Genomic DNA, 26516 nt, shown 5'->3' with positions numbered 1-26516 from the left:
CGCCCGGCCCCGGCAACATGCCTTTTGACACAAGTGCAGTCGCCGCCGGCCGGGTTACCCTCGGGCCCTTGTTTGCCTTACCGGAGCTTCTACCTTGACCACTCGACTTGCCCTTGCCGTGGCCATGTCCCTCGGCCTTGCCCTGCCCGCCTTCTCGGCCGGCGCCGCCACCCCGGCTGCCAGCACCAATGCCCAGCAGGCCAACCCGTTCTTCGCCGAAAGCCCGCTGCCGCTGCACTTCCCGCAGTTCGACAAGATCAAGGACAGCGACTTCGCCCCGGCCTTCGACGCCGGCATGGCGCAGCAACTGAAGGAAGTGGAGGCGATCGCCAACAACAAGGCCAAGCCGACCTTCGACAACACCATCATCGCGCTGGAAAAGAGCGGTGACATCCTCGACCGTGCGACCACCGTGTTCTTCAGCCTGGTCGGCGCCGATACCAACGACACCCGCAAGAAGCTGCAGGCCGACTACTCGGCGAAGTTTGCCGCGCACAGCGATGCGATCGCGCTGAACGGCAAGCTGTTCGCCCGCATCCAGGCGCTGTACGACACCCGCAGCCAGCTGGGCCTGGACGCCGAAGGCGTGCGCCTGGTCGAGAAGTACTACGACAATTACGTGCGCGCCGGCGCCAAGCTGTCCGAGGCCGACAAGGCCACGCTGAAGGACATGAATGCCGAACTGGCCAATCTGGGCACCAAGTTCAGCCAGAACGTGCAGTCGGAAGTGAACGCTTCGGCAATCACTGTCGACGACGTCAAGGAGCTGGCTGGCCTGTCCAAGGAGCAGATCGCCGCCGCCGCCGAAGCCGCCAAGGCCCGTGGCCTGGAAGGCAAGTACGTGATCACCCTGCTCAACACCACCGGCCAGCCGCCGCTGACCAACCTGGCCAACCGCGCCCTGCGCCAGAAGATCTACGAAGCCTCGACCACCCGCGGCAGCCGCGGCGGTGAGTTCGACAACACCGCGCTGGTCTCGCGCATCATGCAGCTGCGTGCCGACAAGGCCAAGCTGATGGGCTTCCCGAACTTCGCCGCCTACAACCTGACCAACCAGACCGCCAAGACCCCCGAAGCGGTCAACGCGATGCTCGGCAAGCTGGCTCCGGCCGCGGTGGCCAATGCCAAGCGCGAAGCCGCCGACCTGCAGGCGATGATCGACAAGGAGCAGAAGGCCGCGCGCAAGCCGACCTTCCAGCTGGAACCGTGGGACTGGGCCTTCTACAGCGAGAAGGTGCGCCAGGCCAAGTACAACTTCGACGAGTCGCAGCTGAAGCCATACTTCGAACTGAAGAACGTGCTGGAGAACGGCGTCTTCTACGCCGCCGGCCAGGAATTCGGCCTGACCTTCAAGCAGCGCACCGACCTGCCGGTCTACCACGATGACGTCACCGTCTACGACGTGTTCGACGCCGATGGCAGCCAGCTGGCGATCTTCATCTTCGATCCGTATGCACGCGCCTCCAAGCGTGGCGGTGCGTGGATGAACTCCTACGTCTCGCAGTCCAAGCTGACCGGCTTCAAGCCGGTGGTAGCCAATCACCTGAACATCCCGAAGCCGCCGGCCGGCCAGCCGACCCTGCTGACCTGGGATGAGGTGAACACCACCTTCCACGAGTTCGGCCACGCCCTGCACGGCATGTTCTCCAACGTGAAGTATCCGTACTTCTCGGGCACCTCGGTGCCGCGCGACTTCGTCGAGTTCCCCTCGCAGGTGAACGAGATGTGGGCCGACAACCCGGTCATCCTGAAGAACTACGCCAAGCACTACCAGAATGGTTCGGCGATGCCGCAGGCCCTGCTGGACAAGGTGATTGCCGCATCGAAGTTCAACCAGGGCTTTGCCACCACCGAATACCTGGGGGCGGCGATGCTGGACCAGAACTGGCACCAGATCGGCCCGGACCAGGTGCCGGCGGCCAAGGACGTGATGGCCTTCGAGCGCGCCGCGCTGGAGAAGGACGGCATCTACTACGCGCCGGTTCCGCCGCGCTACAAGACCCCGTACTTCAGCCACATCATGGGCGGCTACTCGGCCGGCTACTACGCCTACATCTGGTCGGAAGTGCTCGATGCCAACACCCAGAAGTGGTTCAAGGACAACGGCGGCCTGAGCCGCAAGAACGGCGACCACTTCCGCGCCACCCTGCTGTCCAAGGGCGGCAGCGTCGACGCGATGCAGCTGTTCCGCGATTTCGCCGGCCACGAGCCGCAGATCGAACCGCTGCTGGAAAAGCGTGGCCTGACCGGCGCCGGCAACTGATCGCCAGCGCAGTCGCCTGAAACGAAAACCGCCCGGGAGACCGGGCGGTTTTTTGTTGTGGTCGGGGTCAGAGCCCTCTTCTGCGAAAAGGGATCTGACCCCGGGGTCGGATCCCTTTCCGACGGAAAGGGCTCCGACCCCAGCCACGCCATCAACGCGGCGCCACGTACCCACCCGGCACGCCTTCCGGCGACAGCACCAGCTGCCACAGCTGCGCGTGCCGGCAGCGGAAGGTGGCCATCGACCCGGCCAGGTAGAAGCGCCACATGCGCCGGAAGTGCTCGTCGTAGTGCGCATCCAGCCGCGGCCACGCTGCTTCCACGTTGCGCCGCCATGCCTGCAGGGTCAGGTCGTAGTCGGTGCCGAAGTTGTGCCAGTCCTCCAGCACGAAACGGCCTTCGAACGCCTTGGTGATCTGCACCGCCGACGGCAGCATCGAGTTGGGGAAGATGTAGCGTGCAATCCATGGATCGGTGCGATGCCGTGAGACATTGGTGCCGATGGTATGCAACAGCAGCAACCCGCGCGGCGACAGGCAGCGCTTGGCCACTTCGAAGAAACTGGCGTAGTTCTTGTCACCGACGTGCTCGAACATGCCGATCGAGAAGATCGCATCGAATGGTTCGTCCAGTTCACGGTAATCCTGCAGGCGGATTTCGATCGGCAGGCCAGCGCACAACTGCCGCGCGAACTCGGCCTGCTCCTGCGATATGGTCACGCCGACGCCGCTGACACCGTAGCGCTCGGCGGCGAACTTCAGGGCTTCGCCCCAACCGCAGCCAATGTCCAGCACGCGCTGGCCCGGGCGCAGGCCCAGCTTGCGGCAGACCAGGTCGAGCTTGGCCTCCTGTGCGGCGTCGAGGTCGTCGGCGTTGCGCCAATAGCCACAGCTGTAGACCAGGCGCTGGCCGAGCATGGCCTGGTAGAGATCATTGCCGAGGTCGTAATGGCGGCGACCGACTTCGTAACTGCCCTGCCCCGCCTGCAGGTTGAACAGGCGCGCCTTCAGCGCGTCTGCCACTTCGCGCCAGCCGTGCACCCGTTCATCCAGGTGCGCCTGCATCAGGTGGACGAGGAATTCATCCAGGACATTGGCATCCCACCACCCCTCCATGTAGCTCTCGCCCAGGCCGAGCGAGCCGTGGCCCATGACCCGCGCGAAAAAGCGCGGGTCATGCACCTGGATGTCCTGTGGCTGGGTGCCGCCGATGCGGACCCCGGCTTCGTGGAGCAGGCCGGCGACCCGCTCCTGCAACCCTGTATCCACGCCACCTCCTCGACTGCGGTCAACCGCGTGCGAACAGCTCCACGTAGTCCTTGGCCACGTGCGGCAACAGCACCGCTGCCGGTACATCGGCGGTCTGGGTGCCGTCCGAGTATGGACCCACCTGGTACGGCGGGAAAACAAAGCGCAGCGCGGTGATCTGCCCCTTGTCGTCGGTCAGTGGCTGGAACTGGCTGAAATTGTCGGCCTGCGGGCCGGTTCCGTCGGCGATCATGCGCGATGCGTTGCGCAGCGATTCCTGCAGCTGGGCCGGGTCCATGTCCTCGCCACTGAGGCGGGTGGCCACGCGTTCGCGCAACTGGTCGGCGACGAAATCGCTGATCGCCTTCCAGCCCTTGGCATCGGCCACAAGCTTTTCGGCGCTGAGCATCTGCTGCTGCTGCGGCAGCCACACGAAGCGCGCCACCAGCGGTTCGCCGTGGGCGCCACCCGTGTAGCGGCTGCCGTCGGCACTGACCACCACCAGCTGCGGGGTTTCAAGCAGCTTCTCGAAGCTCAGCGACAGCTCGTAGGGCATGGTCGGCTTGTCGTTGCCCAGCCCGTCCAGCGCCTGCTGCAGGTCGCTGCGCGCACTCGTGGCATAGCTCTGCAGCGCGCGGGCCAGGCCCGGATAACGGTCGATACCGGCCGGGTAGCTGATGCCCACCACTTCGCGCTCGTTGTTCTCGATCACGTCGCGCAGATCCAGCGGCGCTTCCGTGGCCGGCGTTTCGCCCGCGGCCGTCGCCTCGGCGGCGGGCGCCGCGTCGGTCGCCGGTGCCGGCTCGCTTTCACGCTGGCAACCGGCCAGCAACAGCACGCCCACCACGCCGGCCAACACGCTGCCGCGCAGTGGCCGGTTGTTTCCAATCTTCATCGGGATCCCCTGTTCATGTTTGTACATCATCGCCTGCCATGGCTGAAGCGTGACCCGCTGGCGTTCAGCCAACGAGCAGGTCGTGGTACTCCTCGTGGCGCTGCAGGAAGGCTTCGGCGTAGGAACATGCCGGCACCACCTTGTATTTCTGCTCGCGCGCGAAACGCAGTGCCACGCGGGTCAGCTCACCGGCGATGCCACGGCCGGCGATCGGCTCGGGCACCTCGGTATGGGTGATGACCATGCGCCTGCGCTTGATCTGGTAATCGAGCACCGCCAGCTGTCCGCGCACACGTGCGGTGAAGCGGTGGTTGGCCAGGTCGTGCTCGACCTCATAGGCCAGACCGGGGGGCGTGACCGAAGCCATGGAACTGTCTCCTGCGGCGACTGCGTGGATGGTGCGCAGCCGGGCGCCATGATCGCGTGAAGCCTGAACAGGGGCAAGTCCAGTCCATTCACGTCAGTTTTCGCCCTCAAGCTGGAGGCGGGCCGGCCGCTATCGCCTATGGAGGGGTACGGCCAGGCTGGCACGACCCTTGCGACCGTTGACCATGCGCACCACCGTGGAGGCTCCCATGCACGCCAGCAATTCCCATTCCGATACCGACCGCGCCCTGCTGGAGGGCCTGCTGCAACTGGCGGTGGAAGGGCAGACCGAGGATCAGGATTTCCAGCGCATCGGCGAGGAAGTGTTCGCCCGCCTGCTGGATACCTACGGCCAGCAGACCGCAGCCTGACCCGGCCGGGGCGGATCGGCCCGATCCGCCCCGCTACCCGCATCAACCGCCGCCGAGGCGGAAGGTCGGGTTGGAGAGTTCGCGCAGGAAGTGGGTGAAGATGCTCGGCTGCATGGCCAGCATGAAGATCACGCCAAACGCCGCACCTGCCAGGTGCGCGCTGTGGTTGATGCGGTCGCCACCGCGCCTGTCCATCCAGATGCTGTAGCCGACGTAGAACGCGGCATAGATGATCGCCGGTGCCGGGATGAAGAACACCAGGATGATCGACCACGGCTTGATCAGGATGAAGGCGAACAGCACCGCCGATACCGCCCCGGACGCCCCGAGGCTGAGGTAGTTCGGGTTCTTCTGGTTCTTCAGGTAGCTGGGCAGGATCGAGACCAGCAGCGCGCCGATGTAGAACGCCGGGTAGGTCAGGTAGCTGCCGGTCAGCTGCACCATCACGCTCTCGATGAATCCCCCGAAGAAGAACAGGGTGATCATGTTGAAGATCAGGTGCGACCAGTCGGCGTGGATGAAGCCATAGGTCACCAGGCGGTCGTACTGGCGGTGACGGTCGATGGCCGGCGGCCACAGGATCAGGCGGTCGGCCAGCTTGCGGTTGTTGAACGCCATCCACGACAGGATGGCGGTGATGGCGATCAACAGCAGATTGACGGGGGTCATGTCAGGCTCAGGCGCTACGGTAGTTGTCGACCATACGATAGCGTTTCGCGTACCAACCGAAGGCCAACGCCGCGACGAAGGCGAAGCCGGCGAAGAAGAACATCAGGAACGCAGCCTCGCTCAGGCCCGTGCCCGCGATCTGGTGGGTGACCGTGTCGTTGCGCACCGCCGCGTTGGACAGCAGCACCCACAGGTTGCCAATGGTGGTGGTCAGGTTCCAGAAGCTCATCACCACGCCCTTCATCGCCTGCGGTGCCTGGCTGTAGGCGAACTCCAGGCCGGTGGCCGAGACCAGCACCTCACCGAAGGTCAGCAGCGCGTACGGCAGCATCTGCCAGAAGATCGACATGGCGTTGCCGCCGTCCATCACCACCTGGATGCCACCCACCACGATCCAGGCCAGGCCACTGAAGGCGATGCCGGCGGTCATGCGGCGCAGCGCGGTCGGTTCGAAGCCGAAGCGGCGCAGGGCCGGATACAGCACCAGGTTGTTGAACGGAATCAGGATCATCACCAGCAGCGGGTTCAGCGCCTGCATCTGCGAGGCGGTGAACCAGCTTGGCATCTGCATCTGCTGGCCCTGCAGGACCCAGGTCGAGGCCTTCTGGTCGAACAGCGAGAAGAACGGCGTGGTCAGCGCGAAGATCACCAGCACGCGCAGTACCGAGCGCACGCCTTCCACGGCTTCGGCCGGATGCTGGCCACGGGCGCGGTCCAGCTGCAGCCAGGTGCCGCCACCGATGCCGGCAAGGATGGCCACCAGCGCCAGGCACAGGCAGATCACGATGCCCAGCGAACCGACCAGGCCGAACGAGGCCACCGCCAGCGCCAGGCCAAGCACGGCGATCACCAGGCCCGGACGGCCCTGGCCAGCCACGCGCGTGGTCAGCGCGGTACGCACCACGTTGGCGAACGAATGCGGGTCCTTCGGCGGCAGCGGCACCAGCACGTAGCGCCTGCGGCCCAGCCAGAACACGAAGGTAGCGATGAACATCAGGATGCCCGGGATGCCGAACGCCCACTGCGGGCCCCAGTTCTTCAGCACCAGCGGGATCAGCAGCGAGGCGAACAGCGAGCCGAAGTTGATGATCCAGTAGAAGGCGTCGAAGACGATCTTGGCCAGGTGCTTGTTGCTCTGGTCGAACTGGTCGCCCATGAACGAGGCCACCAGCGGCTTGATGCCGCCGGCACCGAGCGCGATCAGGCCCAGGCCGAGGAAGAAGCCCTCGCGGCTGTTCTCGAACAGCGCCAGGCACAGGTGGCCGGCGCAGTAGACCAGGCTGAACCAGAGGATGGTGTGGTACTTGCCGAAGAACCGGTCGGCCAGCCAGCCACCGAGCAGCGGGAAGAAATACACGCCGATCATGAAGCTGTGCATGATGTCCTTGGCTTCACCGGCACGGCCTTCGGCAGTGATTTCCTGCAGCAGCAGCGAGGTGATCAGGAACTGCACCAGGATGTTGCGCATCCCGTAGAAACTGAACCGCTCGCAGGCCTCATTGCCGATGATGTACGGAATCTGGCGCGGCATCTTTCCCTGGCCGGCGATGGGGGCGACTGCGTCGTGGCTCATCCTGTAAGGCATTCCTGCAAAGCGAAAGGCGCAAGGTTACCGGAACCGGGGCTTGCGAAGCACGCTGCAGGGCTGCATGACAACGGTGCCAATCCATGGCAGGCAGTGCAGGCCCTGCCGGAAGTCACGGCACCTGCACGACAAAAGCGTAAACTTATCGTTATGCGCCCCCTCGCCCACGCCCGCCTCCTGCTCAGCTGCCTTGCGCTGTTGCTGGCGTTGCAGGCGCAGGCACGACCACAGGCGCCGGCCGCCGTTGCCAGCGAGAGCGACCCCAGGCAGCTGACGGTCGCCGCGCTGGAGCTGCCCAGCCGCGATGACGCGCAATGGAAGCAGCGCCGCGAGCAGGTCGCACAGCTGCTGACCGAGCTGCAGCCGGACGTGATCTCGGTGCAGCAGGTGCTGCAGCAGCAGGGCCGCAACCCGGCCTGCTGGCTGGCCAGCCGGCTGCGCTACAGCTGCGACTTCGTTACCGCCGATCCGCCCAGCCAGCCGCTGCGGCATGGCAACGCCATGCTGACCCGGCTGCCGGTCAGCGAGGACGGCGTGACCCTGCTGCATCCTCCCGGCACCTTCAGCGCGGCCGGCATGATGCGGCTGAGGCTGGGCGAGGCGCTGGTCAACATCTATGTGGCGCGGCTGCGCCCGGACCCGGACGAGGCCAGCGCCCGCCAGCACCAGACCAGCGACCTGATGACCTGGATCGGCGCCACCGCCGAAGGCATGCCGAGCCTGATTGCCGGCGATTTCTCGGCCAGCACGGTGGAACTGGTGCGCAGCACGCCGGGGTTCCAGCCGGCCCGGCGCAATCCCGGCGGCCGTGCCGAGGCGCCGGCGGCCAGTGGGGGCGGCAGCAGCGGCCACGGCCTGGATGTGCTGTTCCAGGTCAAGCATTTCGGCGGCATCCGCCAGCAGCCGATCCTGCTGCCGGCCGACGGCGACCTGCCCGGCCTGCGTCTGGGTGTGATGGCGACCCTGCGCCTGCAGGGCGATACGGCCACTGCGGAATAGGTAGTGCCGGCCGCTGGCCGGCTCCCCCGGTACTGCACGGTTGCCGGCCTGCGGCCGGCACTATCGAACGACTGCTGCAACAGAAAAGGCCGGGGTCTCCCCCGGCCTTCTCATGTCATCCCGTCACGCGATCAGGCGATCGCTTCCTGGTAACGGCGCTCGACTTCGTTCCAGTCGATGACGTTGAAGAACGCGCCGATGTATTCCGGGCGGCGGTTCTGGTACTTCAGGTAGTACGCGTGTTCCCACACGTCCAGGCCGAGGATGGGGGTGTTGCCTTCCATCAGCGGGCTGTCCTGGTTGCCGGTGCTCTCGACCACGACCTTCTTGTCCGGGGTCACGCTCAGCCACGCCCAGCCACTGCCGAAACGGGTCAGCGCGGCCTTGGTGAAGGCATCCTTGAACTTGTCGAAACCGCCCAGGTCCTTGTCGATGGCCTTGGCCACGTCGCCCACCGGGTTGCCGCCGGCATTGGGGGCCATCACGGTCCAGAACAGCGAGTGGTTGGCATGGCCACCACCGTTGTTGCGCACCGGGCCCTGCAGGTTCTCCGGCAGCGACTTGAGCTTCTTCACCAGCTCTTCGACCGGCAGGTCAGCGTACTCGGTGCCTTCCAGCGCCGCGTTGACGTTGTTGATGTAGGTCTGGTGATGCTTGGTGTGATGGATTTCCATCGTCGCCGCATCGATATGCGGTTCCAGCGCGTCGTAGGCGTAGGACAGCTTGGGCAGGGTGTAGGCCATGATGCATCTCCTGATTGCAAGGGCACCCGACGATGTCGGGCGGTGCGCGGTGAATGATGGGGACAGACCGCCAGATTACCAAGGGGGATGTAAAGGAAATTGCGTCCTGCCAGTGAGCACGACGGCAATTGTTACGCAGCAGTGACGCAGCGCGCTCCTCATGCACCGTGCAGCGCACAGGCGCTACAGTGCGTGTACTACCCTCGCCCGCCCCTGCCCATGCGCAACCCCCGGCTGCTGATCACCGCCATCGCCCTGCTGCTGCTCGGCCTGGTCGCCAACCATTTCCTGCAAAGGCCGCCAGCGCCGCAGTTCGCGCCCGACCTGCAGGGCACGCCTGTCGCGCGCGCGCCGGCCACCGCCTCGCCCGGCAAGGACAGCGGACTTCCCGCGTTCCTGCCCGCCGAAGCGCGCGCGACCATCGCCCTGATCCAGCGTGGCGGTCCATTCCCGCACCGCCAGGACGGCAGTACCTTCGGCAACCGCGAGCAGCAGCTGCCGCAGCGCGCGCGCGGCTACTACCGCGAATACACCGTCGACACCCCTGGCGCGCGTACGCGTGGCACGCGTCGCATCGTCACCGGCGGCGATCCGCCGGAAGCGTGGTACTACACCGACGACCATTACGCGTCATTCCGCAGCTTCACCGTACCGGCCCAGGGAGCGCAGTGATGAGCCACGATGATTTCGGCCTTGGCCTGCATGACATCAACAACGCCGGCGTCTACGCCATCGACAGCGACGACATCGGCGCACTGGCCGCGGCGATGCGCGATGCCGGCCTGAAAGTGATCCGCATCGATCTGGAGGGCGTCGCGGACAAGCGCACCCTGCTCGCCCGTTTGGCCGCACAGCTGGATTTCCCGGCCGGTTTCGGCGGCAACTGGGATGCGCTGTCGGACAACCTGCGCGACCTGCAATGGCTGCCGGCCAATGGCTACGCGCTGTTCCTGGCCGACGTGGACGCGCTGCGCGCCGGTCCGCAGAAGGACTTCGACACCCTGCTGGACGTGATGGACGAGACCAGCCGTGACTGGGTCGGCCGCGACGTACCGTTCTGGGTGTTCCTGTCGCAGAGCGCGTAAGGTCACTGCCTTGGCCGGCATGCACTGACGCCTTGGCAGAGGCCGACCTTGGTCGGCGCTTCTGTGCCAACCAAGGTTGGCATCTACCAAAGCGCGGGCCGGCCAGCACGTGGGCACGGCCCCTGTCTAGCGGCTCCCGTTGTCTTCCTGCAGTTCCTTCTTGAACGGGATGTCCGGCGGCGGTCGTGCCACGGCCGGCTGGTCCTGCATGTTGGGGTTGGTCAGGCCACAGCCGCCACCGGCCTGCAGGATCGAAATGACGCAGGAGATCCTTGTGTTGGTGCCCGGCAATGGAATCTCCATCGCCTTGACGCCCTTGCGCACCCATTCGGCCAGCAGCGATTCCTGCGGCACCCAGTATTTGTCGAACGAGGTCGGCGTGTAGTCGTACGGCGGGCGCTTCAGCCAGGTGCCGGACTGCGCAATGCGCTCCTTGCTCCAGCCGTCGTTGGCACCGCCGGGCGCACCGCGCGCGGCATGGCCATCGCCCTCCTGGCCAGGCACGCGCACGCTGCCATCGGCATTGAACAGGCCGCTGCCCTTGCCGGCGGTACTGGCCTGGCGGGTACCGTTGCTGCTGCCGTCGCGGTTGCGGCTGGAAGACCCCCAGTCATCGCCCTTGGCAGGTGTCGCCCAGTTGCCTGGATCAGGCGCCGGGCGCGCTCCCGCGTTTGCGGGTGTGCTGCTGGATGCTGACGGACGCGCGCTGCTGCTCGCCTGCGTCGCGCTGCCCTGGGCCGCAGTCGCGGGCGTCGCCGTGGCACTGCCACTGGAGGATGCCGGCGCTGCCACCGGTGCCGAGGCCACTTCACGTTCCCGCACCTGCACGTCGCGGCCAGTGGGCGCGCGTACGGCGGGCTCACGCCCGGCCACCGCCGCCATCCGCACCTGCGGATCGGCCACGGCCTGCACTTCACGTTCGCGCACCTGCACGTCCTGCTGCGGCACGCGCACCTGCACTTCCGCGCTGCGCAGCGGTTGGGGAGCCACCGGCGCGTCGACCGTACTGACTTCGCGTTCGCGCACCTGGATGTCACGCACCTGCGGCGTGCGCACGGCCAGTTCCGGGGTACGCACCGGGCTTGGTGTCGGCGGCGCCTGCACCGGCTGCACGCTGCGCTCGCGCACGGCGGGTGTGCTGTCACGCGGCACGACGCTGACTTCGGTGCGCGGCACACTGACCGGCGGCACCACGAAATCCGTGCTGGCCTGCGCCACTTCGGTGGCCTGGACGGGCGAAGGCGGCGGCGCGGCCACCGGCGCCGGCTCGGCGTCGGCCGGCGGTGGTGGAACGCTGGCGGTCGGCGCGGATGCCGGGGATGAGGCGGTGGTTTCGGCAGCCACCGGACGTGGCGCAGGGGCCGAGGCAGCGCCCGCCTCCTGGCCCGGCGCAACCCGACCTGCCGCCGCAGCCGCAGCCGCTTCGGCGCCCGGCTGATCGCCACCGCCTTCCTGCGACGCGCGGCCGACGAACTCCACCTGCACGCGCTCGCCCTCGGTGCCCTCTTCGTCCGGCGCGCTGGTACGGATCACCGCCACCCACAGCAACAGCACGAAGAACAGCAGATGCAGCAGTGCACTGACCAGTGCCGAGGTCCAGCGCATCCAGCGCTGGTCGCGCGGCGCGGCGTCCCAGTCCTGCCAGAACAATCGGCGCAGCGCCTGCCACGGCGACAGCCGCGGCGACTGGCCTGGCGGGCCCGGCAGCGGGCGCGGCAGGAAAACTGCGATCACCTCGCGGGCATGGAACGGCCGCAGCAGTGGCCCCAGCGAGCGCAGCCACAGCGCCCAGCCATAGGGCAGGCGCGTGGACTTCTCGAGGACGGCGCGGGGCTGCTGGCGCGCCAGCAGCAGGTCAATGAGTTGCTCGGCCCGGGTCAGAGGCACGCGTCAGCGATCAGGCGACGTTGCCGCGCGGAATGTAGGGCGCGTGGCCGCTGTCATGATCGGTCGCGTCACGCACGGCGGTCACGCCCGGCACGCGGCCCATCAGGGTTTTTTCGATGCCCTGCTTGAGCGTCACGTCGGCCATGCCGCAGCCCTGGCAGCCACCACCGAAGCGCAGCAGCACCACGCCGTCGGACGAGACTTCCTGCACGGCCACCTTGCCGCCATGCGAGGCCAGCTGCGGATTGACTTCGTTCTCCACCACCCAGTGCACGCGTTCGACCAGCGAGGCCGCATCGCCCGGCGCTTCGCCCTTGATGCGCGGCGCCTTGATGGTCAACTGCTGGGCACCGGCGGTGCCGGCAACGATGTCGATCTCGGCGCCATCGAGCCAGCCAACGCTGCCGGCGTCGACATAGAGGGTGAAACCATCGCAATCCACCGCCCACTCGTCACCGAGCAGGTCGGTCGGTTCGGCGAATTCCAGCCGGGCATCGGCGCGCGGCGTACCGGGGTCGACCGCGCTCAGGCGCACGCCCATGCCGGGCACGCCCTCGCGTTCGATCAACTTGCGGAAATGGGTCTGGGCAGTGTCGGAGATCTGGATCATCAGGCTATTCTAGCCAAGTAAGCGTCAGCCGCTCATTCGGTTTATACACCGTCCGGCGCATTGTTCAGTCAACACGAGGTGGAGATTCCCATGGCCGACCTGATTCCACTGGCCCAGGCCCGTTGCGTGCCGCGCAAAGGCAGCGACCACAAGCTCGGCGAGGCCCGCCTGGCCGAACTGCTGCCGCAGGTTCCCGGCTGGGAGCTGAGCGAGGGTGACCAGGCCCTGTCGCGTACCTTCCGCTTCAAGGATTACTACGCCACCATGGCCTTCGTGAACGCGCTGGCCTGGATCGCCCACCGCGAGGACCACCACCCGGACCTGGGCGTGCACTACGACCGCGCGGTCGTGCGCTTCTCCACCCACGATGTGGGCGGGCTGAGCGAGAACGACTTCATCTGCGCGGCCAAGACTTCGGCCCTGACGGAGCAACTGCCATGAACGTACGTTTGCTGAGCCTGTCCCTGATCGCTGCGACCGGCCTGGCCGGCTGTGGCGCGTCCGAACCGCCGTCACCGCCACCGCCGCCGCCGACCGAAGTGGCCGCGGTGAAGACGCCGCCGCCGCAGTACCCGCTGGAACTGGCCTGCATGGGCGTGGGCGGCACCAGCACCTTCAAGGTGACCATCGGCACCGACGGCAAGCCGAGCGAGGTTGCGCTGTTGACCGGGGCAGGCAACCCGCAGCTGGACGAACTGGCCAAGACCGCCGTGCAGGGCTGGCAGTTCAAGGCCGCCACCCGTAACGGCCAACCGGTGCCGGCCACCATCCAGGTTCCTGTCAGCTTCAACCCGCCACAGCCGAAGCCGGACCAGTGCTTCGCCATCGAAGAACGCCTGCGCCGCGGCGGCTGATCGCGCGCACCCCGACGGGGCCTGCCGACGTCCGCCTCGCCCTCGCCGCCCCGGCCCTGCCCGGGGCGGCTGTCTGTTGACCAGGATCGCGTGGGTTGATGCTGCAGATTCCCCCTGAAAACATCTGGATCGCACTGGCGGTCACGCTTGCCGCAGGCCTGGCCACCGCGATCGGCAGCCTGCTGGTGCTGTTCTCGCGCCGCCCCAGCCCGCGCCTGCTGGCGTTCGGCCTGGCCTTTGCCGGTGGCGCGATGGTCTATGTGTCGCTGTCGGAGATCCTCAACAAGTCCATTGCATCGTTTGCACTGGCGTATGGCGAGCGCACCGGCTTCACCTACGGCACCCTGGCCTTCCTGCTGGGCGTGATCGTGATCGTACTGATCGACCACTTCATTCCCAATCCGCATGACAGCTTGGACAAACAGGACCCTGCGTTCCGCGAGAACAGCCGCGAGTACCTGAAGCGGGTCGCGCTGCTGACCTCGGTTGCGATCACCGCACACAATTTCCCGGAAGGGCTGGCGACCTTCTTTGCCACGCTGGAAAGCCCATCGGTGGGCATGCCACTGGCCTTCGCCATCGCCATCCACAACATTCCCGAGGGCATCGCGATCGCGGTGCCGGTGTACTTCGCCACCCAGAACAAGTTCTACGCGTTCAGTGCCAGCCTGCTGTCCGGCCTGGCCGAGCCCGTGGGCGCGGCGCTTGGCTACTGGCTGCTGTCAGGATCGCTGTCGCACGCCACGTTCGGCTGGGTGTTCGGCCTGATCGCCGGCGTGATGGTGTTCCTGGCGCTGGATGAGCTGCTGCCGGCGGCCAAGCGCTATGCCAAGGGCCACGAGACGGTTTACGGACTGGTGGCCGGCATGGGCACGCTGGCGATCAGCCTGGTGCTGTTCAAGTGGTGAGGGGTTCCCGGCTCGCCCTGTAGAGTCCAGCCATGCTCGACTGGCTTTCCGCGCGGCCCGACCGAGGCGCAGTCGAGCGTGACTCGACGCTACAGGAGATCCTTACTTCAGCCGGTCCAGCGCCTCGACCAGCTCATCCGCCAGCGGCGCGTTCAATACGTATGGGCTCTTGCCGTCATCCAGCGCGAACTCCAGCGAGGCCGCATGCAGGAACAAGCGCTTCAGCCCGATCTGCTCACGAAGCCGCTTGTTGACCGCTGGATCGCCGTATTTGTCGTCACCGGCCACCGGATGCCCCAGATGCTGGGCGTGAACGCGGATCTGGTGGGTGCGGCCGGTCTCGATGCGGACTTCGCAGTACGAATGGCCACCGCGGCGTTCCAGCACCCGGAAGTGGCTGATCGATTCCTTGCCGATCGCATTGACCTGCACATGGCGCTCGCCGCCCTGGCGCAGGCCCACGTGCAGCGGGGCGTCGACCGTCATCACGCCGTCGGGCATGCGCCCGGCCAGCAGGGTCAGGTAGCGCTTGCGGATGCCGGCGCCGTGGTCTTCACGCAGCAAGGCCTGCAGTTCGCTCAGCGCCGAGCGCTTCTTGGCCACGATCAGCAGGCCCGAGGTGTCGCGATCCAACCGGTGGACCAGCTCCAGGGTCTGCCCCGGGCGCAGCGCGCGCAGGGTCTCGATGGCGCCGAAGCTGATGCCGCTGCCGCCGTGGCTGGCCACGCCGGTCGGCTTGTTCAGGGCCAGCAGGCGGGCGTCCTCGAAGACGATGGCCTGCTCCAGGCGGCGCATGAACGCCTCCGGCGGACCGGCCTTGTCTCCTTCCTCAGTGAGACGGACCGGCGGCACGCGCACCTCGTCACCGGCCTCGAGCTTGCGTTCGGCCTTGGCGCGGCCACCGTTCACCCGTACCTGGCCACTGCGCACCAGCTTGTAGACCAGGCTGCGCGGGGCGCCCTTCAGCTGGCCGAGCAGGAAGTTGTCCAGGCGCTGGCCGGCGCGGTCGGCGGGAACGGTGATCATGCGCACGGAAGGCTTGTCGCCAGCGGGTTTGGTGGGGTCTTGGACGGTCATCAGGCTGTTTATTCTGTTACACTCGGGGGGCGAGATAAGGGATTGATTTCGTTGGAAGTTACTCAGGGCCAGAAGCCCAGCTTCCGACGAATCCGGCACAGTGCGCGACCACCGCCCGCGGGGCGGCCATGTTAGCGGCTCACCGGCCTTCCCGGCCATCGCCGGATGCCTGACACGCAACCGTGCTGAACATGTCCCGCGTGGCGCTCCAGCCTGGCTGACAGCTGCCTGCGGCCTGTAACACCCCAAAACCCATAAGAGTGAAGCGCTCCCGCGGCCTGCCGTGGTGTCGTAGCGCTGGAAACCCAAGCCGCCCTCCCCGCGCTTGCGCGAATGGGCGGCGAACCGTGTCCAGAGGCGAAACCCCATGGCGTTCCGCGCGGTAGCCGCTTGCGAGGAACGCAACAATGAAGCGAATGCTGATCAACGCCACGCAGGCTGAAGAGCTGCGTGTTGCCATCGTGGATGGCCAGTCGTTGTATGACATCGACATCGAACAGCCGTCGAAGGAACAGAAGAAGTCCAACATCTACAAGGGCCGGATCTTCCGCATCGAGCCCTCGCTGGAAGCCGCCTTCGTCGAGTACGGCGGTGGCCGCCATGGCTTCCTGCCGCTGAAGGAAATCTCCCGCGACTACTTCCAGGCCGGTGTCGACCACAACAAGGCCGGCATCCGCGAGCTGCTGAAGGAAGGCCAGGAGATCGTCGTCCAGGTCGACAAGGAAGAGCGTGGCAACAAGGGCGCCGCCCTGACCACGTTCATCTCGCTGGCCGGCCGCTACATGGTGCTGATGCCGAACTCGCCCAGCGCCGGCGGCGTTTCCCGTCGCATCGAGGGCGAAGACCGGGCCGCGCTGAAGGACGCCCTGGACAAGCTGAACATTCCCGACGACATGGGCGTGATCATCCGTACCGCCGGCGTCGGCCGCGATGCGGAAGAGCTGCAGTGGGACCTGGACTACCTGCTCAATGTCTGGCGCGCCATCGCCGAAGCCGCACTGAGCAAGCCGGCTCCGTTCCTGATCTACCAGGAATCGCGCCTGATCGTGCGCGCCCTGCGTGACTACCTGCGCGCCGACATCGGCGAGATCCTGGTGGACACCGAGGAGATGTACGAGCACGCCCGCGAGTTCATGCAGCAGGTGATGCCGCAGACCCTGCGCAAGCTCAAGCATTACAAGGACGACATCCCGCTGTTCAACCGCTTCCAGATCGAGTCGCAGATCGAGGGCGCCTACGAGCGCAACGTGCGCCTGCCGTCGGGCGGCTCGATCGTGGTCGACCAGACCGAAGCGCTGACCGCGGTCGACGTCAATTCCTCGCGCGCCACCAAGGGCAGCGACATCGAGGACACCGCGTTCCAGACCAACCTGGAAGCGGCCGAGGAAGTGGCCCGCCAGCTGCGCCTGCGCGACCTGGGCGGCCTGGTGGTGATCGACTTCATCGACATGGCCTCCAACAAGCACCAGCGCGAGGTCGAGAACCGCCTGGCCAACGCGCTGAAGTACGACCGTGCGCGCGTCCAGGTTGGCCGCATCTCGCGCTTCGGCCTGCTGGAAATGAGCCGCCAGCGCCTGCGCCCGAGTCTGGGTGAATCCAGCCAGATCGTCTGCCCGCGTTGCGACGGCCACGGCCGCATGCGCAGCGTTGAGTCGCTGTCGCTGTCGATCATCCGCGTTGCCGAAGAGCATGCGATGAAGGAAAACACCGGGCAGGTGCTGGTCCAGGCGCCGGTGGAGATCGCCAATTACCTGCTGAACGAAAAGCGCAGTGCCCTGCGCGAGATCGAGCAGCGCCACGAGGCGCCGATCGTGATCGTCGCCGACGAGCAGCTGCACACCCCGCACTACACCGTCACCCGCCTGCGCGAGAACGAGCTGGGTGAAGAGAGCAACAAGCCCAGTTACCAGCGCGGCACCCCGCGCAAGCTGCCGGTGCATGCCCTGACCAAGGGCCAGCTGAACATCCCGCCGCCGGCGGTGACCCAGGTCAAGCACACCTCCCCCGCCCCGGTGCGCGAGGAAGTGGAGCCGGCCGCAGCGGCACCGGCCCCGGTCGTGGCAGCGCCGGTTGCAGCGGCCCCGAGCGGCGGCGTGATCGGTTGGCTCAAGCGCGTGTTCGGTGGCGAACCGGCGCCGGCACCGGCACCGGCGGCTCCTGTTGCCCGCCAGCAGCAGGACGGCGGCCGCAAGGACCGCAACAAGGATCGCAACAAGGACCGCAAGGATCGCCGCGACGACAACCGTGGCAACGGCAACGCTCAGCAGCAGAAGGATGGCGGCAACCGCAAGGAGCGCGGTGAGCAGCGCAAGGACAGCCGCAACGGCAACAACGGCAATGCCCAGCAGCAGCCGCAGCAGGGCAGGCAGAAGGAGCCTCAGCAGAAGGACGGCCAGCAGCCGCATCAGCAGAACAAGCCGCGCAACGAGCAGCAGGGCCAGAACCAGAACCAGCAGCAGCCGAAGCTGAAGCAGCCCAAGCAGCCGCGCCAGCCGCAGGACGGTGACAAGCCGGCCGAGAAGCCGCAGCGCAGCACCGCCGAGGCACCGGCCGAGGCCGTGACCGCGGCTGCCGCCGTGGCCGCCACGGCGGTCGCCGCCAATGGGGTGACCGCTCAGGAAGCCACTGCGCCGGTGGCGCCGGTTGCGCCGGCCGCCTCCGCTCCTGCGGAAGCCACTGCACCGGCCGACACCACTGCCAACGCCGGCAACGGGGCCGAGGCGATTGCCGTGACCGGTGAAGAGGCTGCTGTCGACGCCAACGGCGAGCAGGCCGGTGAAGGCGCGACCCGCCGCCGCCGTGGCCGTCGTGGTGGCCGTCGCCGCCGTCGTGGTGGCGCCGAGAACGCTGCCGGCGGCGATGGCCTGGGCGATGATCAGGACGACGCGGACGACAGTGATGACACCGATGCCGCTGATGTCGCCGAGCAGAGCAACGACAGCGTCGCCGGGACCACTCCGGTCGCCGCTGCGCAGCCGGCCCGTTCGCAACCGGAATTCGATTTCGATGACGAAGTCGAACCGACCGCTGCCGAATCCGGAAAGCCGGTCCGTGCCGCCGCCGCTGTTGTCGCCGCGCCGGTCGCGGTGGTGAGCGGCGCCGTGGTCGATGCCGCTGCACCGGTGGTGGCCGAGGTACAGGCCCCGATCAATACCGTGGCCAAGGCCGAACCGGCATCTTCGCCGGTGCAGACCAGCATGCTCGATGCCATCGACGCGGCGACCCCGGCCCAGCCGCTGGTGGCTGCAGCACCGGCGGTCGAAGCCAAGCCGGTCGTGGTTGAGGCTGCCCCGGCCGTTGAAGCCACTCCGGTGGTCGAAGTGAAGCCGGTCGTGGTCGAGGCTGCTCCGGTCGTGGAATCGAAGCCGGAGGTTGTTGCAGCGTCCCCGGTGGCTGAAGCCGAGCCGCTGGCCGTTGAGGCCGCCCCGGTGGTGGAGGCCGCTCCCGCGGTTGAAGCCAAGCCGGTTGTCGAGACCGCACCGGTCGCCGAACAGCCAGTCGCTCCGGTGGCAGTTGAAGCCGCACCGGTGGAAGCTGCGGCCCCGGTCGCCGATGCGGTGGTGACGCCGTCGATCGATCCGGTCGCCGATGGTCACGCCGATGCCGCCGCCCAGGCGGCCGAAGCCAAGGCCGACGAAGAAGACGAAGACGCCGCCAAGCGCACACCGCCGGCGAACTGATCGCGATCTGGTCGCGTGAAAAGGAACGGCGGGGATCGATGATCCCCGCCGTTTCTGTTTGTGCGCCGGGCGCGTGCAGCGCTCTGGTAGAGGCCAACCTTGGTTGGCGCCGTTGTTCGAGCGAACGCGGACACGTCCGTGCCAACCAAGGTTGGCACCTACCAGGACATCAGCGCGTCGGCGCGAACTGCAACCGGGTCCACACGCCGTAGTGGTCCGAGGCCCAGCGACCGCTGTCATCGGGCTGGTCGAACAGGAGCTTCGCTTCGCGCGCGACCATCCGGTCCTGCTGGAAGAAGATGTGGTCGATACGCGAAGGTGCCTGGTAATAGTGCCGGTTCAAGGTGCTGACCCCGGCCAGGTCGGTGTTGACGTGCACGCTGCCATAGCTGTCGCCGTAATGGCTGCGCAGCTCGCTCAGGTCACCTGCGTCCACCAGCGCATTGAAGTCGCCCGCGATCACCACCGGCGCGCCGGCCGAGGTAGCGGTGATGAAGCGCAGCAGGTCCTCGACCTGGGTACGGCGGATGCGCTGACCACTCTCGTCGTTGCGCTCGTTGAGATGCGTGGCGTAGACGTTCACCGGCGTGCCGTCGACGTCGATGCGCAGGTGGGCCACCGTGCGGTAGTCGTCCAATGGCAGCAGCAGATGGTCCCCCTGGGCGAGGATCGGCCGCCGGGTCAGCAACGCATTGCCGTAACGCTTCGGCGCACCCACCGGATCGGTGGACACGAATACGTACTTGTAGCCGAGTTGGCTGGCCAGCCACTGCGCCTGGTTGCGCACGTTGCGGCGCTGGATCACCTCCTGCAGCGCGATGGCATCGGGCTGCAGGCGCTTGAGTTCGGCCAGTATGGTACGGCGGCGGCTTGGCCAGTCTTCGCGGTCATGATGGAGGTTGAAGGTGACCATGCTCATGCCTGGCGTGCTGGCGATGTCCACCGCTGGCGATGCGAACTGCGGCACCGCCGCCAGCGTCAGCCCTGGCAATACCAATGCAATGGCCAGCCCCAGGGCGCGCACCGTCGCACGCGCTCCCTCCCCTTGTTGCTTCATCGTTACTGCCCCTTGCGCTCGGCGCGGCGCACCGCGCCCGGTACATCGATCTCGACCCGTGCCGGCAGCTGGTGCACGTGCAGTTCCTTGTTGATCCATTCGGCCGCTTCGCCGTTGATGGTCGCCTCGCCCGGATCACCGGCGTACGGCCACGGCAACACCACGCCACCGACCGGTGGCACCAGGCCCGGCTGCACCTCCAGCACCAGCTGCTTGTCGCTGCGCTGCAGGCGGTAATTGAGCTGGCCCTGCGGCGTGCGAAGGCCCTGCACGGCGATGCCCTCGCCCTGCAGCCAGGCCGTCGGGATGCCGGCGGCCAACACCAGCGCATCGTCCATGTCACGACTGTAGGCGAACATGTCCAGGGCCGAGCGCACGAAGTCCGAGGCGACCCAGGCATGCGGCAGGTCACCGACGAAGAACGGCTTGCGCGGCGTGCGCGAGACCACTTCGGCCCACTGGTTCCAGGCCTGCGGCGCACGGTCCTTGAAGAAGAACTCGGTCGCCTGCCAGGCGCGATCGCGCCAGCCCAGGCGAACGAAGGCGGCCACGTTGCGCCATTCGTACGGCGTGTAGTCCTTCCACTCGCGCTTGCCATCGCGGCGGGCCACGAATTCCTTCCAGTAGCGCTCGAAGGTCGCCTCCAACGCCTGCTGCGGCAGCCGGCCCTGCTCGCCGCCCGGCGCCAGCGCGATGGTGGTCGAGGTCGCGTCGAAATCGCCCAGCTCGGCCGAGCCCGGCAGGTAGTCGATGTTGTGCTGCTGCATCGCCGACAGCAGTGACGCCTGCAGATCATCACGGAACTGGTCACGCGACTCGGCGATCTGCATCGCTTCGACCTTGCCCAGCTGGGCCGCCAGCGATGCTGCGTCCTTGTAGCCGCGCAACGCCCAGAAATTATCCCAGTACGAATGCATCGGCTTGGCCGAATAGCCTTCGTGGCTGATCGAGGCCGGCATCATCCCGTAGAACGCCGGATTGCGCGCACGGTTCTCTTCGGTACGCTCGCTGGCACGCAGCTGCTCCATGTAGCTGTAGGCGCCCTGCACGTGCGGCCACATCAGCTCGGCGAAGGTGCTGTCGCCGGTATAGCGCCCATATTCGGCGATGCTGTAGATCAGCTCACCGTGGCTGTCGTTCTCCGGTACCGGGTCGCTGCCGCGCGCATCGACACAGCACGGCACCTTGCCGTTCTCGAACTGGTAAGGCGCATACCAGTTGATGTAGTCACGCACGGCATCGCTGCGCCCCATGCGCAGCAGGCCTTCGGAAATCATCGCGCCGTCGCGGATCCAGCTGCGCGCGTACGAGCGCGTGCCCGGCTGCAGGCGCGGGCCGACCCGCGAGATCAGCATGTGCGCCACGGCGGTGCGCAGGGTGTCGACCAGGGCCTGGCCTGCCGCCGGCACCTGCAGCGAGACCACGCCCAGCGCGTGCCGCCACTGTTCGGCCACCTGCGCCTGCGCCTTGGCCACGTCCAGCGCCTGCGGCGCCCAGCTCCCGGTCTGCGGCAGCACCACTGCCACTTCGCGGCTCTGCCCGGGTTCCAGCCTGATCGTATACAGCAGCGCACCGGACGCCATGCCGGTACTGTCCTTCACTGCCGTAGTGGCCGGATACTTTCCGGACGCAAGATGCATCGCATCGAGCTTGCCATCGAACGTGCTGGCGAAACGGGCATCGGGCACCTGCAGTGGATAGATGCGCGGCTCGCCGTTGATGCGTACCAGCTGTTCGCCCACGTCCAGCGCATCGATGCGGCTGAAGCCGCCGACGGTGTTGAGGAACTGGGTCGGCGGGTTGACCTGCCAGGGGCGGATCGCCAGCGCCAGGGTGTACTCGTGCGCCACCTTGTCCGGATTGCTCAGCCGGTAGCGGCCGATCAACTGCGCGCGCTCCGGCGTGCCCTGCACGAAGCTGGTCACCGCCAGGCCGGCCTTCTCGTGCACCCAGTCGACGTTGGCGATCGGAAGATAGTGGTCCTGCAGCGACTGGGTAGTGGCCACCTTCGACCAGTCCAGCAGCTTGCCGTCGAGGCGGATGAACGGCTCGATGCTGAAGCTGCCCTTGGCCGGCTCCAGCGCACCGTCCTCGCTGATCAGCGCCTGTTCCTGGCCGCCATCGAGGCCGAGCAGGGTCCAGTACGGCTGTTCGCCCACATACGCACGCGGCAGCGAACCGCGCGGCAGGTCGGCCGCCACCGAGGACAGGAAGGCGTTCGGCGTGGCGGCGAACGCCAGCGGCTTGAGCGTGATGTCACGGATGCCATAGCGCCAGTTCGGGCCATCGAGCAGATCGAAACGCACGTAGCGTGCGTCGGTGTCCGGCAGCGCCAGCCAGTCGCGGCCACCCGCACCGCCGGTCACCTCGCGCACAGTGCGCCAGTCCCGGCCATCTTCGGACGTCCGCACGGTGTAACGATTGGCTTCCAGGTTCGGCAGCCAGTCGATCACCGCACCGCCGATCTCGCGGCTCTTGTGCAGGTCCAGGCTGATGGTCTGCTGCTTGACCCCGCCGCTGATCCAGAACGTATCGCCCTTGCCATCGATCATGCGGTCCTGCAGCGCGGTGGCGGTATCGGCGATGACCGATGGCACCAGTGCCGAATCATCCTGCGGTGGCAGGCCCTGCAGGGTCAGCTTGTCGAAGCACACCGTGCCGCGGCCACCGACCTTGCTGTAGATCGTGAACTCGACCGCGGCGCTGCGCGCCATCTCCTTCTCGGGCGACGGCCCCCACGCCTTGTCGATCTGGCGACGCCGGTATTCGACCGGTGTCCACGCCTTGGGGAAGCTGTAGCCCGGGCGGTTGACCCACCAGACGTTGTCGCCGCTGGCATCGATCAGCTTGAACTGCAGGTCGTTGGCCGGCGAATCACCACGCAGCTGGAAGCCGAAACGGTAGTTGACCGGGTAGTCGATGTTCAGCGCGCGGCGGATGCCGACGTAGCCGGAGACCTTGTGGAAATCATAGTCCAGGCACAGGGCACGGCCGCCGCCGGCGCCGCTGACCGGCCGCAGCGAACCACTGACCTGGTCGGACAGCACCAGTTTCCAGGCGCCGATATCGTCGAAGTCGTCCAGCACCTTCGGCGCCGGCAGTGCCGGTGGTGCGGCGATCGCCAGGGAGGTCCACAACAGTCCCAGTCCAACGGCGATCGCTCGCTTCATCCCTTGACGCTCCCCAGCAACAGACCTTGGATGTAGTACCGCTGCAGCACCAGGAACAGCGCCAGCACCGGAACCACGGTGACCACCGCGCCAGCCATCATCATTTCCACGTCCATGATGTGTTCGCGCGAGAGGGTGGCCAGCGCCACCGGCAAAGTGTAGTGCTCCTGGTCGGTCAACACGATCAGCGGCCACATGAAATCGTTCCATGCGCCCATGAAGGTGAAGATCGCCAGGGTCACCAGCACCGGCTTGAGCATCGGCAGCACGATCTGGAAGAAGATGCGCAGCTCCCCTGCCCCGTCGATGCGCGCCGCTTCCAGCAGTTCGTCCGGGATCGAACGTGCGTACTGGCGTACCAGGAAGATGCCGAACACGCTGGCCAGCGCCGGCACGATCACGCCGCCGAAGCTGTTGACCAGCCCCAGCTGCTTCATCAGCAGGAACAGTGGCAGCATCGCCACCTGCGCTGGAATCACCAGCGCCGCCATCAGTACCTGGAACAGGCGCTCGCGGCCGACGAAGTTGAGCTTGGCGAAAGCGTAACCGGCCATGGTGTTGAGCAGCAGCGAGCCGATCGTGATGCCCAGCGACACCAGCAGGCTGTTGGCGAAGTTGCCGCCCATGCCGGTGCGCGCGAACAGTTCATGGTAGTTGTGCGTGGTGATGCTCGAAGGCAGCAGCGGCGGCGGGAAATGGCTGGCCTCGCCCTGCGGCATGAACGAGACCGAGACCATCCACAGCAGCGGTGCCAGGCTGACCAGGGCCAGCACCAGCAACGCACCATTGATCATCCAGGGGTACCAGCGCGACTGGCCGATTTCACGACTCATACCAACTGCCTCTTGCGGCCGAAACGCAGCATCACGGTGGTCACCGCCAGGATGATCAGGAACAGCAGGAACGCCACGGCGGAGGCGCGTCCCAGGTTCCACCACTTGAAGCCTTCCTCGAACATGAAATACAGCACGCTGACGGTGCTCTGCAGTGGGTCGCCGCGGGTCATCACGTAGGGTTCGGCGAACAGCTGGAAGTAGCCGGACACGGTAATCACCCCGACCACCAGCAGCACCGGCCCGAGCATCGGCAGGGTGATGTGCAGGAACTGCTTCCAGCGCGAGGCACCATCGATGCGCGCCGCTTCGTACAGGTCATGCGGGATCGCCTGCAGGCCGGCCAGGAAGATCACCATGTTGTAGCCGAAGTTCTTCCACACCGCGAACAGCATGATGGTCGGCATCGCCCAGTTGGGATCACCCAGCCAGTCGATCGGGCTGATGCCCAGATGGCCCAGGCCGTAGTTCACCAGGCCATAGCTGGTATGGAACAGGTAGCGCCAGATCACCGCCACCGCCACCAGCGTGGTCACCACCGGCGCGAACAGGGCCGTGCGGAACAGGGCCTTGAAGCGCGCGGCCGGTGCATTGAGCAGCATCGCCGCGCCCAGCGACACGCCGATCGACAACGGCACGCCGATCAGCACGAAGTAGGTGGTGTTCCACAGCGACTTCCAGAACATCGGCGTCTGCAGCAGGTCGATGTAGTTGCCCAGGCCGACGAAGCGCAGGTTGCTGCTATCGGCCAGTGCATAGAGGTCGAAGTCGGTCACGCTCAGTGCAAGCGCCGAGGCGACCGGCAGGCCGAAGAACACGCCCAGCACGATCAGCGAGGGGCCGGCGAAGATCCAGCCGGCCAGCGAAGTACGTTTCATTGCGCCCTCCCGGCAGCCACGGCGCTGCTCGATTGCGGCGACGGCGCGCGCTCCTGCAGGCGTTGTTGTTCATGCATCCAGCGGCGCTTGGCCAGCACCTTGTCCACGCGCTGGTCCAGCTCTTCCACGGCCTTGTCCTGCGGCAGGCCACCGCGCACCACCTTTTCGGTGACGATGCGCATTTCCTGCACGATGCGCTCCCATTCGAGCACCTTCGGCGTCGGCCTGACCCGCTCCAGCTGATCACGGAACGCGGCCGCCAGCGGGTCATTGGCCAGCGACGGCGTGTTCCACGCACTGCGGCGCGGCGGCAGGTCGCCAATGATCGAATGGAAGCGTGCCTGGATTTCCGGCCGCGACAGGAATTCGATCAGCTTCCAGGACGCCTCCTTCTGCTGCGACTTGCGGAAGATCACCAGGCTGGTACCACCGGCGATGCCCGCGCCCGGACCGTCCGGCCCCGGCAGCGCGGCGGTGCCCCACTGCCCTTCCAGTTCCTTCGGCTGCAGCTTCTTGAACTCGCGGATGTTCCAGGGGCCGGAGATGTAGAACACGTTGAAGCCGCGGAAGAATTCGTCCCAGACATTGGAGATCTGCGTCTCGGACATCTTCGGCGCCCAGCCCTGCTCGAACATGTTGGCGTAGAAGCCCAGCGTGCGGCGGAACCCCGGGCTGGAGAAATTGCCCCGGGTGTCGTCGTCACGCAGCAGCGGGTCGGGCTGCTGCAAGGCCAGCGACAGCTGCTGCTCGAACTCGTTGATCGGCATCAGCACCGCGTAGCGGCTCGGGCCCTGCATGCGCTTGATCGCCGCCATCTGCTCTTCCCATTCCTGCCACGTACGCGGCGGGTGGTCGTAACCGGCCTTGGCCAGCAGGTCCTTGCGGTAGTAGATCAGGCGCGTATCGACGTACCACGGCACGCCGACCAGCCCGCCGTGGATCACGTTGGTATCCCAGATGCCCTGGAAGTAGTCCTTCGGGTCGACCACGGTGGAGCGCTGCACGAACGGCTGCAGCGGGGTCAGCGCGTCGAGTTCGGCGAACTCCGGCACCCAGGTGTTGCCAAGCTGGCACACGTCCGGCAGGCCGTCGGCGGCGAACGCGGTCAGCAGCTTCTCATGCGCGGCGGTCCACGGGATGTTCTGCACATCCACCTTGATGCCGGGGTTTTCGGCCTCGAATTCGTGGATCAGCTCGCTGACCACCTCGGCTTCGCGGCCCATCGCCCAGAAGCGCACGGTGGTGGTGCCCGGTTCGGTACGGGCGCAGCCGGCCACGGCCAACGCGGCCAGGGCAGGCAGCGCCCAGCGGCGCAGGCGGTCGATCCAGTTCGGCATCGG

At 66.8% G+C, this 26516-nt stretch carries 23 protein-coding genes; 9 read left to right on the top strand and 14 right to left on the bottom strand.

The features are described from left to right. The first annotated feature begins 94 nt into the window (after positions 1–94). Positions 95–2263 (top strand): M3 family metallopeptidase, encoded by a 2169-nt coding sequence (locus E5790_RS17015; RefSeq protein ID WP_014647732.1) that lies wholly within the window; start codon positions 95–97, stop codon positions 2261–2263. Between the two features lie 151 nt (positions 2264–2414). Here the strand turns inward: E5790_RS17015 and cfa are convergent, their stop codons facing one another. From cfa to E5790_RS17000, 3 genes are read right to left on the bottom strand one after another with little or no spacing between them, the layout of a single operon-like run. Further along, positions 2415–3530 carry a cyclopropane fatty acyl phospholipid synthase gene (gene cfa, locus E5790_RS17010; protein ID WP_049405890.1) on the bottom strand — a complete coding sequence of 372 codons (1116 nt, stop codon included), beginning with the start codon at positions 3528–3530 and terminating at the stop codon, positions 2415–2417. A gap of 19 nt (positions 3531–3549) precedes the next feature. Beyond that, positions 3550–4431 carry a DUF3298 and DUF4163 domain-containing protein gene (locus E5790_RS17005; protein WP_046431642.1) on the bottom strand — a complete coding sequence of 294 codons (882 nt, stop codon included), beginning with the start codon at positions 4429–4431 and terminating at the stop codon, positions 3550–3552. A 37-nt stretch (positions 4432–4468) separates the two neighbouring features. Then, the gene (locus E5790_RS17000) at positions 4469–4771 is read right to left on the bottom strand and encodes a GNAT family N-acetyltransferase (protein WP_006455911.1); all 303 of its coding nucleotides are present in this window, start codon (positions 4769–4771) and stop codon (positions 4469–4471) included. A 208-nt stretch (positions 4772–4979) separates the two neighbouring features. Between E5790_RS17000 and E5790_RS21945 the strand changes: the two genes are divergently transcribed. Beyond that, positions 4980–5141: a hypothetical protein gene (locus tag E5790_RS21945; RefSeq protein WP_014037806.1), complete on the top strand. Its 162-nt coding sequence runs from the start codon at positions 4980–4982 to the stop codon at positions 5139–5141. Positions 5142–5183: 42 nt separating this feature from the next. Here E5790_RS21945 and E5790_RS16995 read toward each other — a convergent pair whose 3' ends face one another. Next, positions 5184–5810 carry a rhomboid family intramembrane serine protease gene (locus E5790_RS16995; RefSeq protein ID WP_014647735.1) on the bottom strand — a complete coding sequence of 209 codons (627 nt, stop codon included), beginning with the start codon at positions 5808–5810 and terminating at the stop codon, positions 5184–5186. Positions 5811–5817: 7 nt separating this feature from the next. Then, entirely contained in the window at positions 5818–7383 is a 1566-nt protein-coding gene (locus E5790_RS16990) for an oligopeptide:H+ symporter (protein ID WP_014647736.1), read from the bottom strand. Positions 7384–7545: 162 nt separating this feature from the next. On the opposite strand from E5790_RS16990, the gene E5790_RS16985 reads away from it, so the two are divergent. Beyond that, entirely contained in the window at positions 7546–8394 is an 849-nt protein-coding gene (locus E5790_RS16985) for an endonuclease/exonuclease/phosphatase family protein (RefSeq protein ID WP_049405898.1), read from the top strand. 131 nt (positions 8395–8525) lie between these two features. On the opposite strand, the gene E5790_RS16980 is transcribed toward E5790_RS16985, so the two are convergent. Continuing rightward, positions 8526–9137, bottom strand: a complete 612-nt coding sequence (locus E5790_RS16980; protein WP_005410310.1) for a superoxide dismutase — start codon at positions 9135–9137, stop codon at positions 8526–8528. A 219-nt stretch (positions 9138–9356) separates the two neighbouring features. Between E5790_RS16980 and E5790_RS16975 the strand changes: the two genes are divergently transcribed. Continuing rightward, positions 9357–9809, top strand: a complete 453-nt coding sequence (locus tag E5790_RS16975; protein WP_041863621.1) for a ribonuclease domain-containing protein — start codon at positions 9357–9359, stop codon at positions 9807–9809. Beyond that, positions 9809–10222: a barstar family protein gene (locus tag E5790_RS16970; RefSeq protein WP_014647739.1), complete on the top strand. Its 414-nt coding sequence runs from the start codon at positions 9809–9811 to the stop codon at positions 10220–10222. Before E5790_RS16975 ends, E5790_RS16970 begins: the two co-directional genes overlap by 1 nt. Positions 10223–10348: 126 nt before the next feature. Here E5790_RS16970 and E5790_RS16965 read toward each other — a convergent pair whose 3' ends face one another. After that, positions 10349–12109 carry a hypothetical protein gene (locus E5790_RS16965; RefSeq protein WP_111206008.1) on the bottom strand — a complete coding sequence of 587 codons (1761 nt, stop codon included), beginning with the start codon at positions 12107–12109 and terminating at the stop codon, positions 10349–10351. A gap of 10 nt (positions 12110–12119) precedes the next feature. Then, complete coding sequence (locus E5790_RS16960) at positions 12120–12719, bottom strand: NfuA family Fe-S biogenesis protein (RefSeq protein ID WP_014037813.1); 600 nt, start codon at positions 12717–12719, stop codon at positions 12120–12122. A gap of 90 nt (positions 12720–12809) precedes the next feature. Between E5790_RS16960 and E5790_RS16955 the strand changes: the two genes are divergently transcribed. The 3 genes from E5790_RS16955 to zupT all read left to right on the top strand — a co-directional run bounded on the left by E5790_RS16955 (position 12810) and on the right by zupT (position 14481). After that, positions 12810–13160 (top strand): 4a-hydroxytetrahydrobiopterin dehydratase, encoded by a 351-nt coding sequence (locus E5790_RS16955; protein WP_014647741.1) that lies wholly within the window; start codon positions 12810–12812, stop codon positions 13158–13160. Beyond that, positions 13157–13573, top strand: a complete 417-nt coding sequence (locus E5790_RS16950; RefSeq protein ID WP_014647742.1) for an energy transducer TonB — start codon at positions 13157–13159, stop codon at positions 13571–13573. The genes E5790_RS16955 and E5790_RS16950 overlap by 4 nt, the downstream gene beginning before the upstream one ends. A 98-nt stretch (positions 13574–13671) precedes the next feature. Continuing rightward, positions 13672–14481, top strand: a complete 810-nt coding sequence (gene zupT / locus E5790_RS16945) for a zinc transporter ZupT (RefSeq protein WP_014647743.1) — start codon at positions 13672–13674, stop codon at positions 14479–14481. A gap of 102 nt (positions 14482–14583) precedes the next feature. Here the strand turns inward: zupT and E5790_RS16940 are convergent, their stop codons facing one another. Beyond that, entirely contained in the window at positions 14584–15558 is a 975-nt protein-coding gene (locus tag E5790_RS16940) for an RluA family pseudouridine synthase (RefSeq protein WP_041863625.1), read from the bottom strand. 407 nt (positions 15559–15965) lie between these two features. Between E5790_RS16940 and rne the strand changes: the two genes are divergently transcribed. Then, positions 15966–19238 (top strand): ribonuclease E, encoded by a 3273-nt coding sequence (gene rne, locus E5790_RS16935; protein WP_111206007.1) that lies wholly within the window; start codon positions 15966–15968, stop codon positions 19236–19238. 169 nt (positions 19239–19407) lie between these two features. Here rne and E5790_RS16930 read toward each other — a convergent pair whose 3' ends face one another. Genes E5790_RS16930 through E5790_RS16910 form a run of 5 tightly spaced genes read right to left on the bottom strand, consistent with a single transcriptional unit; the run spans position 19408 to position 26513 of the window. Continuing rightward, a complete protein-coding gene (locus E5790_RS16930; protein WP_111206006.1) occupies positions 19408–20295 on the bottom strand; it encodes an endonuclease/exonuclease/phosphatase family protein in 888 nt (295 codons plus the stop codon). A gap of 2 nt (positions 20296–20297) precedes the next feature. Beyond that, positions 20298–23465, bottom strand: coding sequence for a discoidin domain-containing protein (locus E5790_RS16925; protein ID WP_111206005.1), 3168 nt, complete (start codon positions 23463–23465; stop codon positions 20298–20300). Then, complete coding sequence (locus E5790_RS16920; protein ID WP_006456347.1) at positions 23462–24298, bottom strand: carbohydrate ABC transporter permease; 837 nt, start codon at positions 24296–24298, stop codon at positions 23462–23464. Before E5790_RS16920 ends, E5790_RS16925 begins: the two co-directional genes overlap by 4 nt. Then, complete coding sequence (locus tag E5790_RS16915; RefSeq protein WP_005410323.1) at positions 24295–25176, bottom strand: sugar ABC transporter permease; 882 nt, start codon at positions 25174–25176, stop codon at positions 24295–24297. The genes E5790_RS16920 and E5790_RS16915 overlap by 4 nt, the downstream gene beginning before the upstream one ends. Further along, positions 25173–26513 carry a sugar ABC transporter substrate-binding protein gene (locus tag E5790_RS16910; protein ID WP_049442423.1) on the bottom strand — a complete coding sequence of 447 codons (1341 nt, stop codon included), beginning with the start codon at positions 26511–26513 and terminating at the stop codon, positions 25173–25175. The genes E5790_RS16915 and E5790_RS16910 overlap by 4 nt, the downstream gene beginning before the upstream one ends. Positions 26514–26516: the final 3 nt, after the last annotated feature.

The sequence above is a fragment of the Stenotrophomonas sp. PAMC25021 genome, assembly GCF_004795795.1.
Taxonomy (GTDB): domain Bacteria; phylum Pseudomonadota; class Gammaproteobacteria; order Xanthomonadales; family Xanthomonadaceae; genus Stenotrophomonas; species Stenotrophomonas muris.
Note: the sequence above shows the minus strand (reverse complement) of the source record. Positions and strands in the feature narration are given on the sequence as shown.

Coding starts and splice junctions, on each gene's coding strand:
- E5790_RS16910 (WP_049442423.1), bottom strand. CDS start 26,513: ATGCCGAACTGGATCGACCGCCTGCGCCGCTGGGCGCTGCCTGCCCTG.
- rne (WP_111206007.1), top strand. CDS start 15,966: ATGAAGCGAATGCTGATCAACGCCACGCAGGCTGAAGAGCTGCGTGTT.
- E5790_RS16960 (WP_014037813.1), bottom strand. CDS start 12,719: ATGATCCAGATCTCCGACACTGCCCAGACCCATTTCCGCAAGTTGATC.
- E5790_RS16985 (WP_049405898.1), top strand. CDS start 7,546: ATGCGCCCCCTCGCCCACGCCCGCCTCCTGCTCAGCTGCCTTGCGCTG.
- E5790_RS16925 (WP_111206005.1), bottom strand. CDS start 23,465: ATGAAGCGAGCGATCGCCGTTGGACTGGGACTGTTGTGGACCTCCCTG.
- E5790_RS16915 (WP_005410323.1), bottom strand. CDS start 25,176: ATGAAACGTACTTCGCTGGCCGGCTGGATCTTCGCCGGCCCCTCGCTG.
- E5790_RS16930 (WP_111206006.1), bottom strand. CDS start 20,295: ATGAAGCAACAAGGGGAGGGAGCGCGTGCGACGGTGCGCGCCCTGGGG.
- E5790_RS16940 (WP_041863625.1), bottom strand. CDS start 15,558: ATGACCGTCCAAGACCCCACCAAACCCGCTGGCGACAAGCCTTCCGTG.
- E5790_RS21945 (WP_014037806.1), top strand. CDS start 4,980: ATGCACGCCAGCAATTCCCATTCCGATACCGACCGCGCCCTGCTGGAG.
- E5790_RS16980 (WP_005410310.1), bottom strand. CDS start 9,137: ATGGCCTACACCCTGCCCAAGCTGTCCTACGCCTACGACGCGCTGGAA.
- E5790_RS17005 (WP_046431642.1), bottom strand. CDS start 4,431: ATGTACAAACATGAACAGGGGATCCCGATGAAGATTGGAAACAACCGG.
- E5790_RS16955 (WP_014647741.1), top strand. CDS start 12,810: ATGGCCGACCTGATTCCACTGGCCCAGGCCCGTTGCGTGCCGCGCAAA.
- zupT (WP_014647743.1), top strand. CDS start 13,672: ATGCTGCAGATTCCCCCTGAAAACATCTGGATCGCACTGGCGGTCACG.
- E5790_RS17000 (WP_006455911.1), bottom strand. CDS start 4,771: ATGGCTTCGGTCACGCCCCCCGGTCTGGCCTATGAGGTCGAGCACGAC.
- E5790_RS16950 (WP_014647742.1), top strand. CDS start 13,157: ATGAACGTACGTTTGCTGAGCCTGTCCCTGATCGCTGCGACCGGCCTG.
- E5790_RS16990 (WP_014647736.1), bottom strand. CDS start 7,383: ATGAGCCACGACGCAGTCGCCCCCATCGCCGGCCAGGGAAAGATGCCG.
- E5790_RS16995 (WP_014647735.1), bottom strand. CDS start 5,810: ATGACCCCCGTCAATCTGCTGTTGATCGCCATCACCGCCATCCTGTCG.
- E5790_RS16975 (WP_041863621.1), top strand. CDS start 9,357: ATGCGCAACCCCCGGCTGCTGATCACCGCCATCGCCCTGCTGCTGCTC.
- E5790_RS16970 (WP_014647739.1), top strand. CDS start 9,809: ATGAGCCACGATGATTTCGGCCTTGGCCTGCATGACATCAACAACGCC.
- E5790_RS16920 (WP_006456347.1), bottom strand. CDS start 24,298: ATGAGTCGTGAAATCGGCCAGTCGCGCTGGTACCCCTGGATGATCAAT.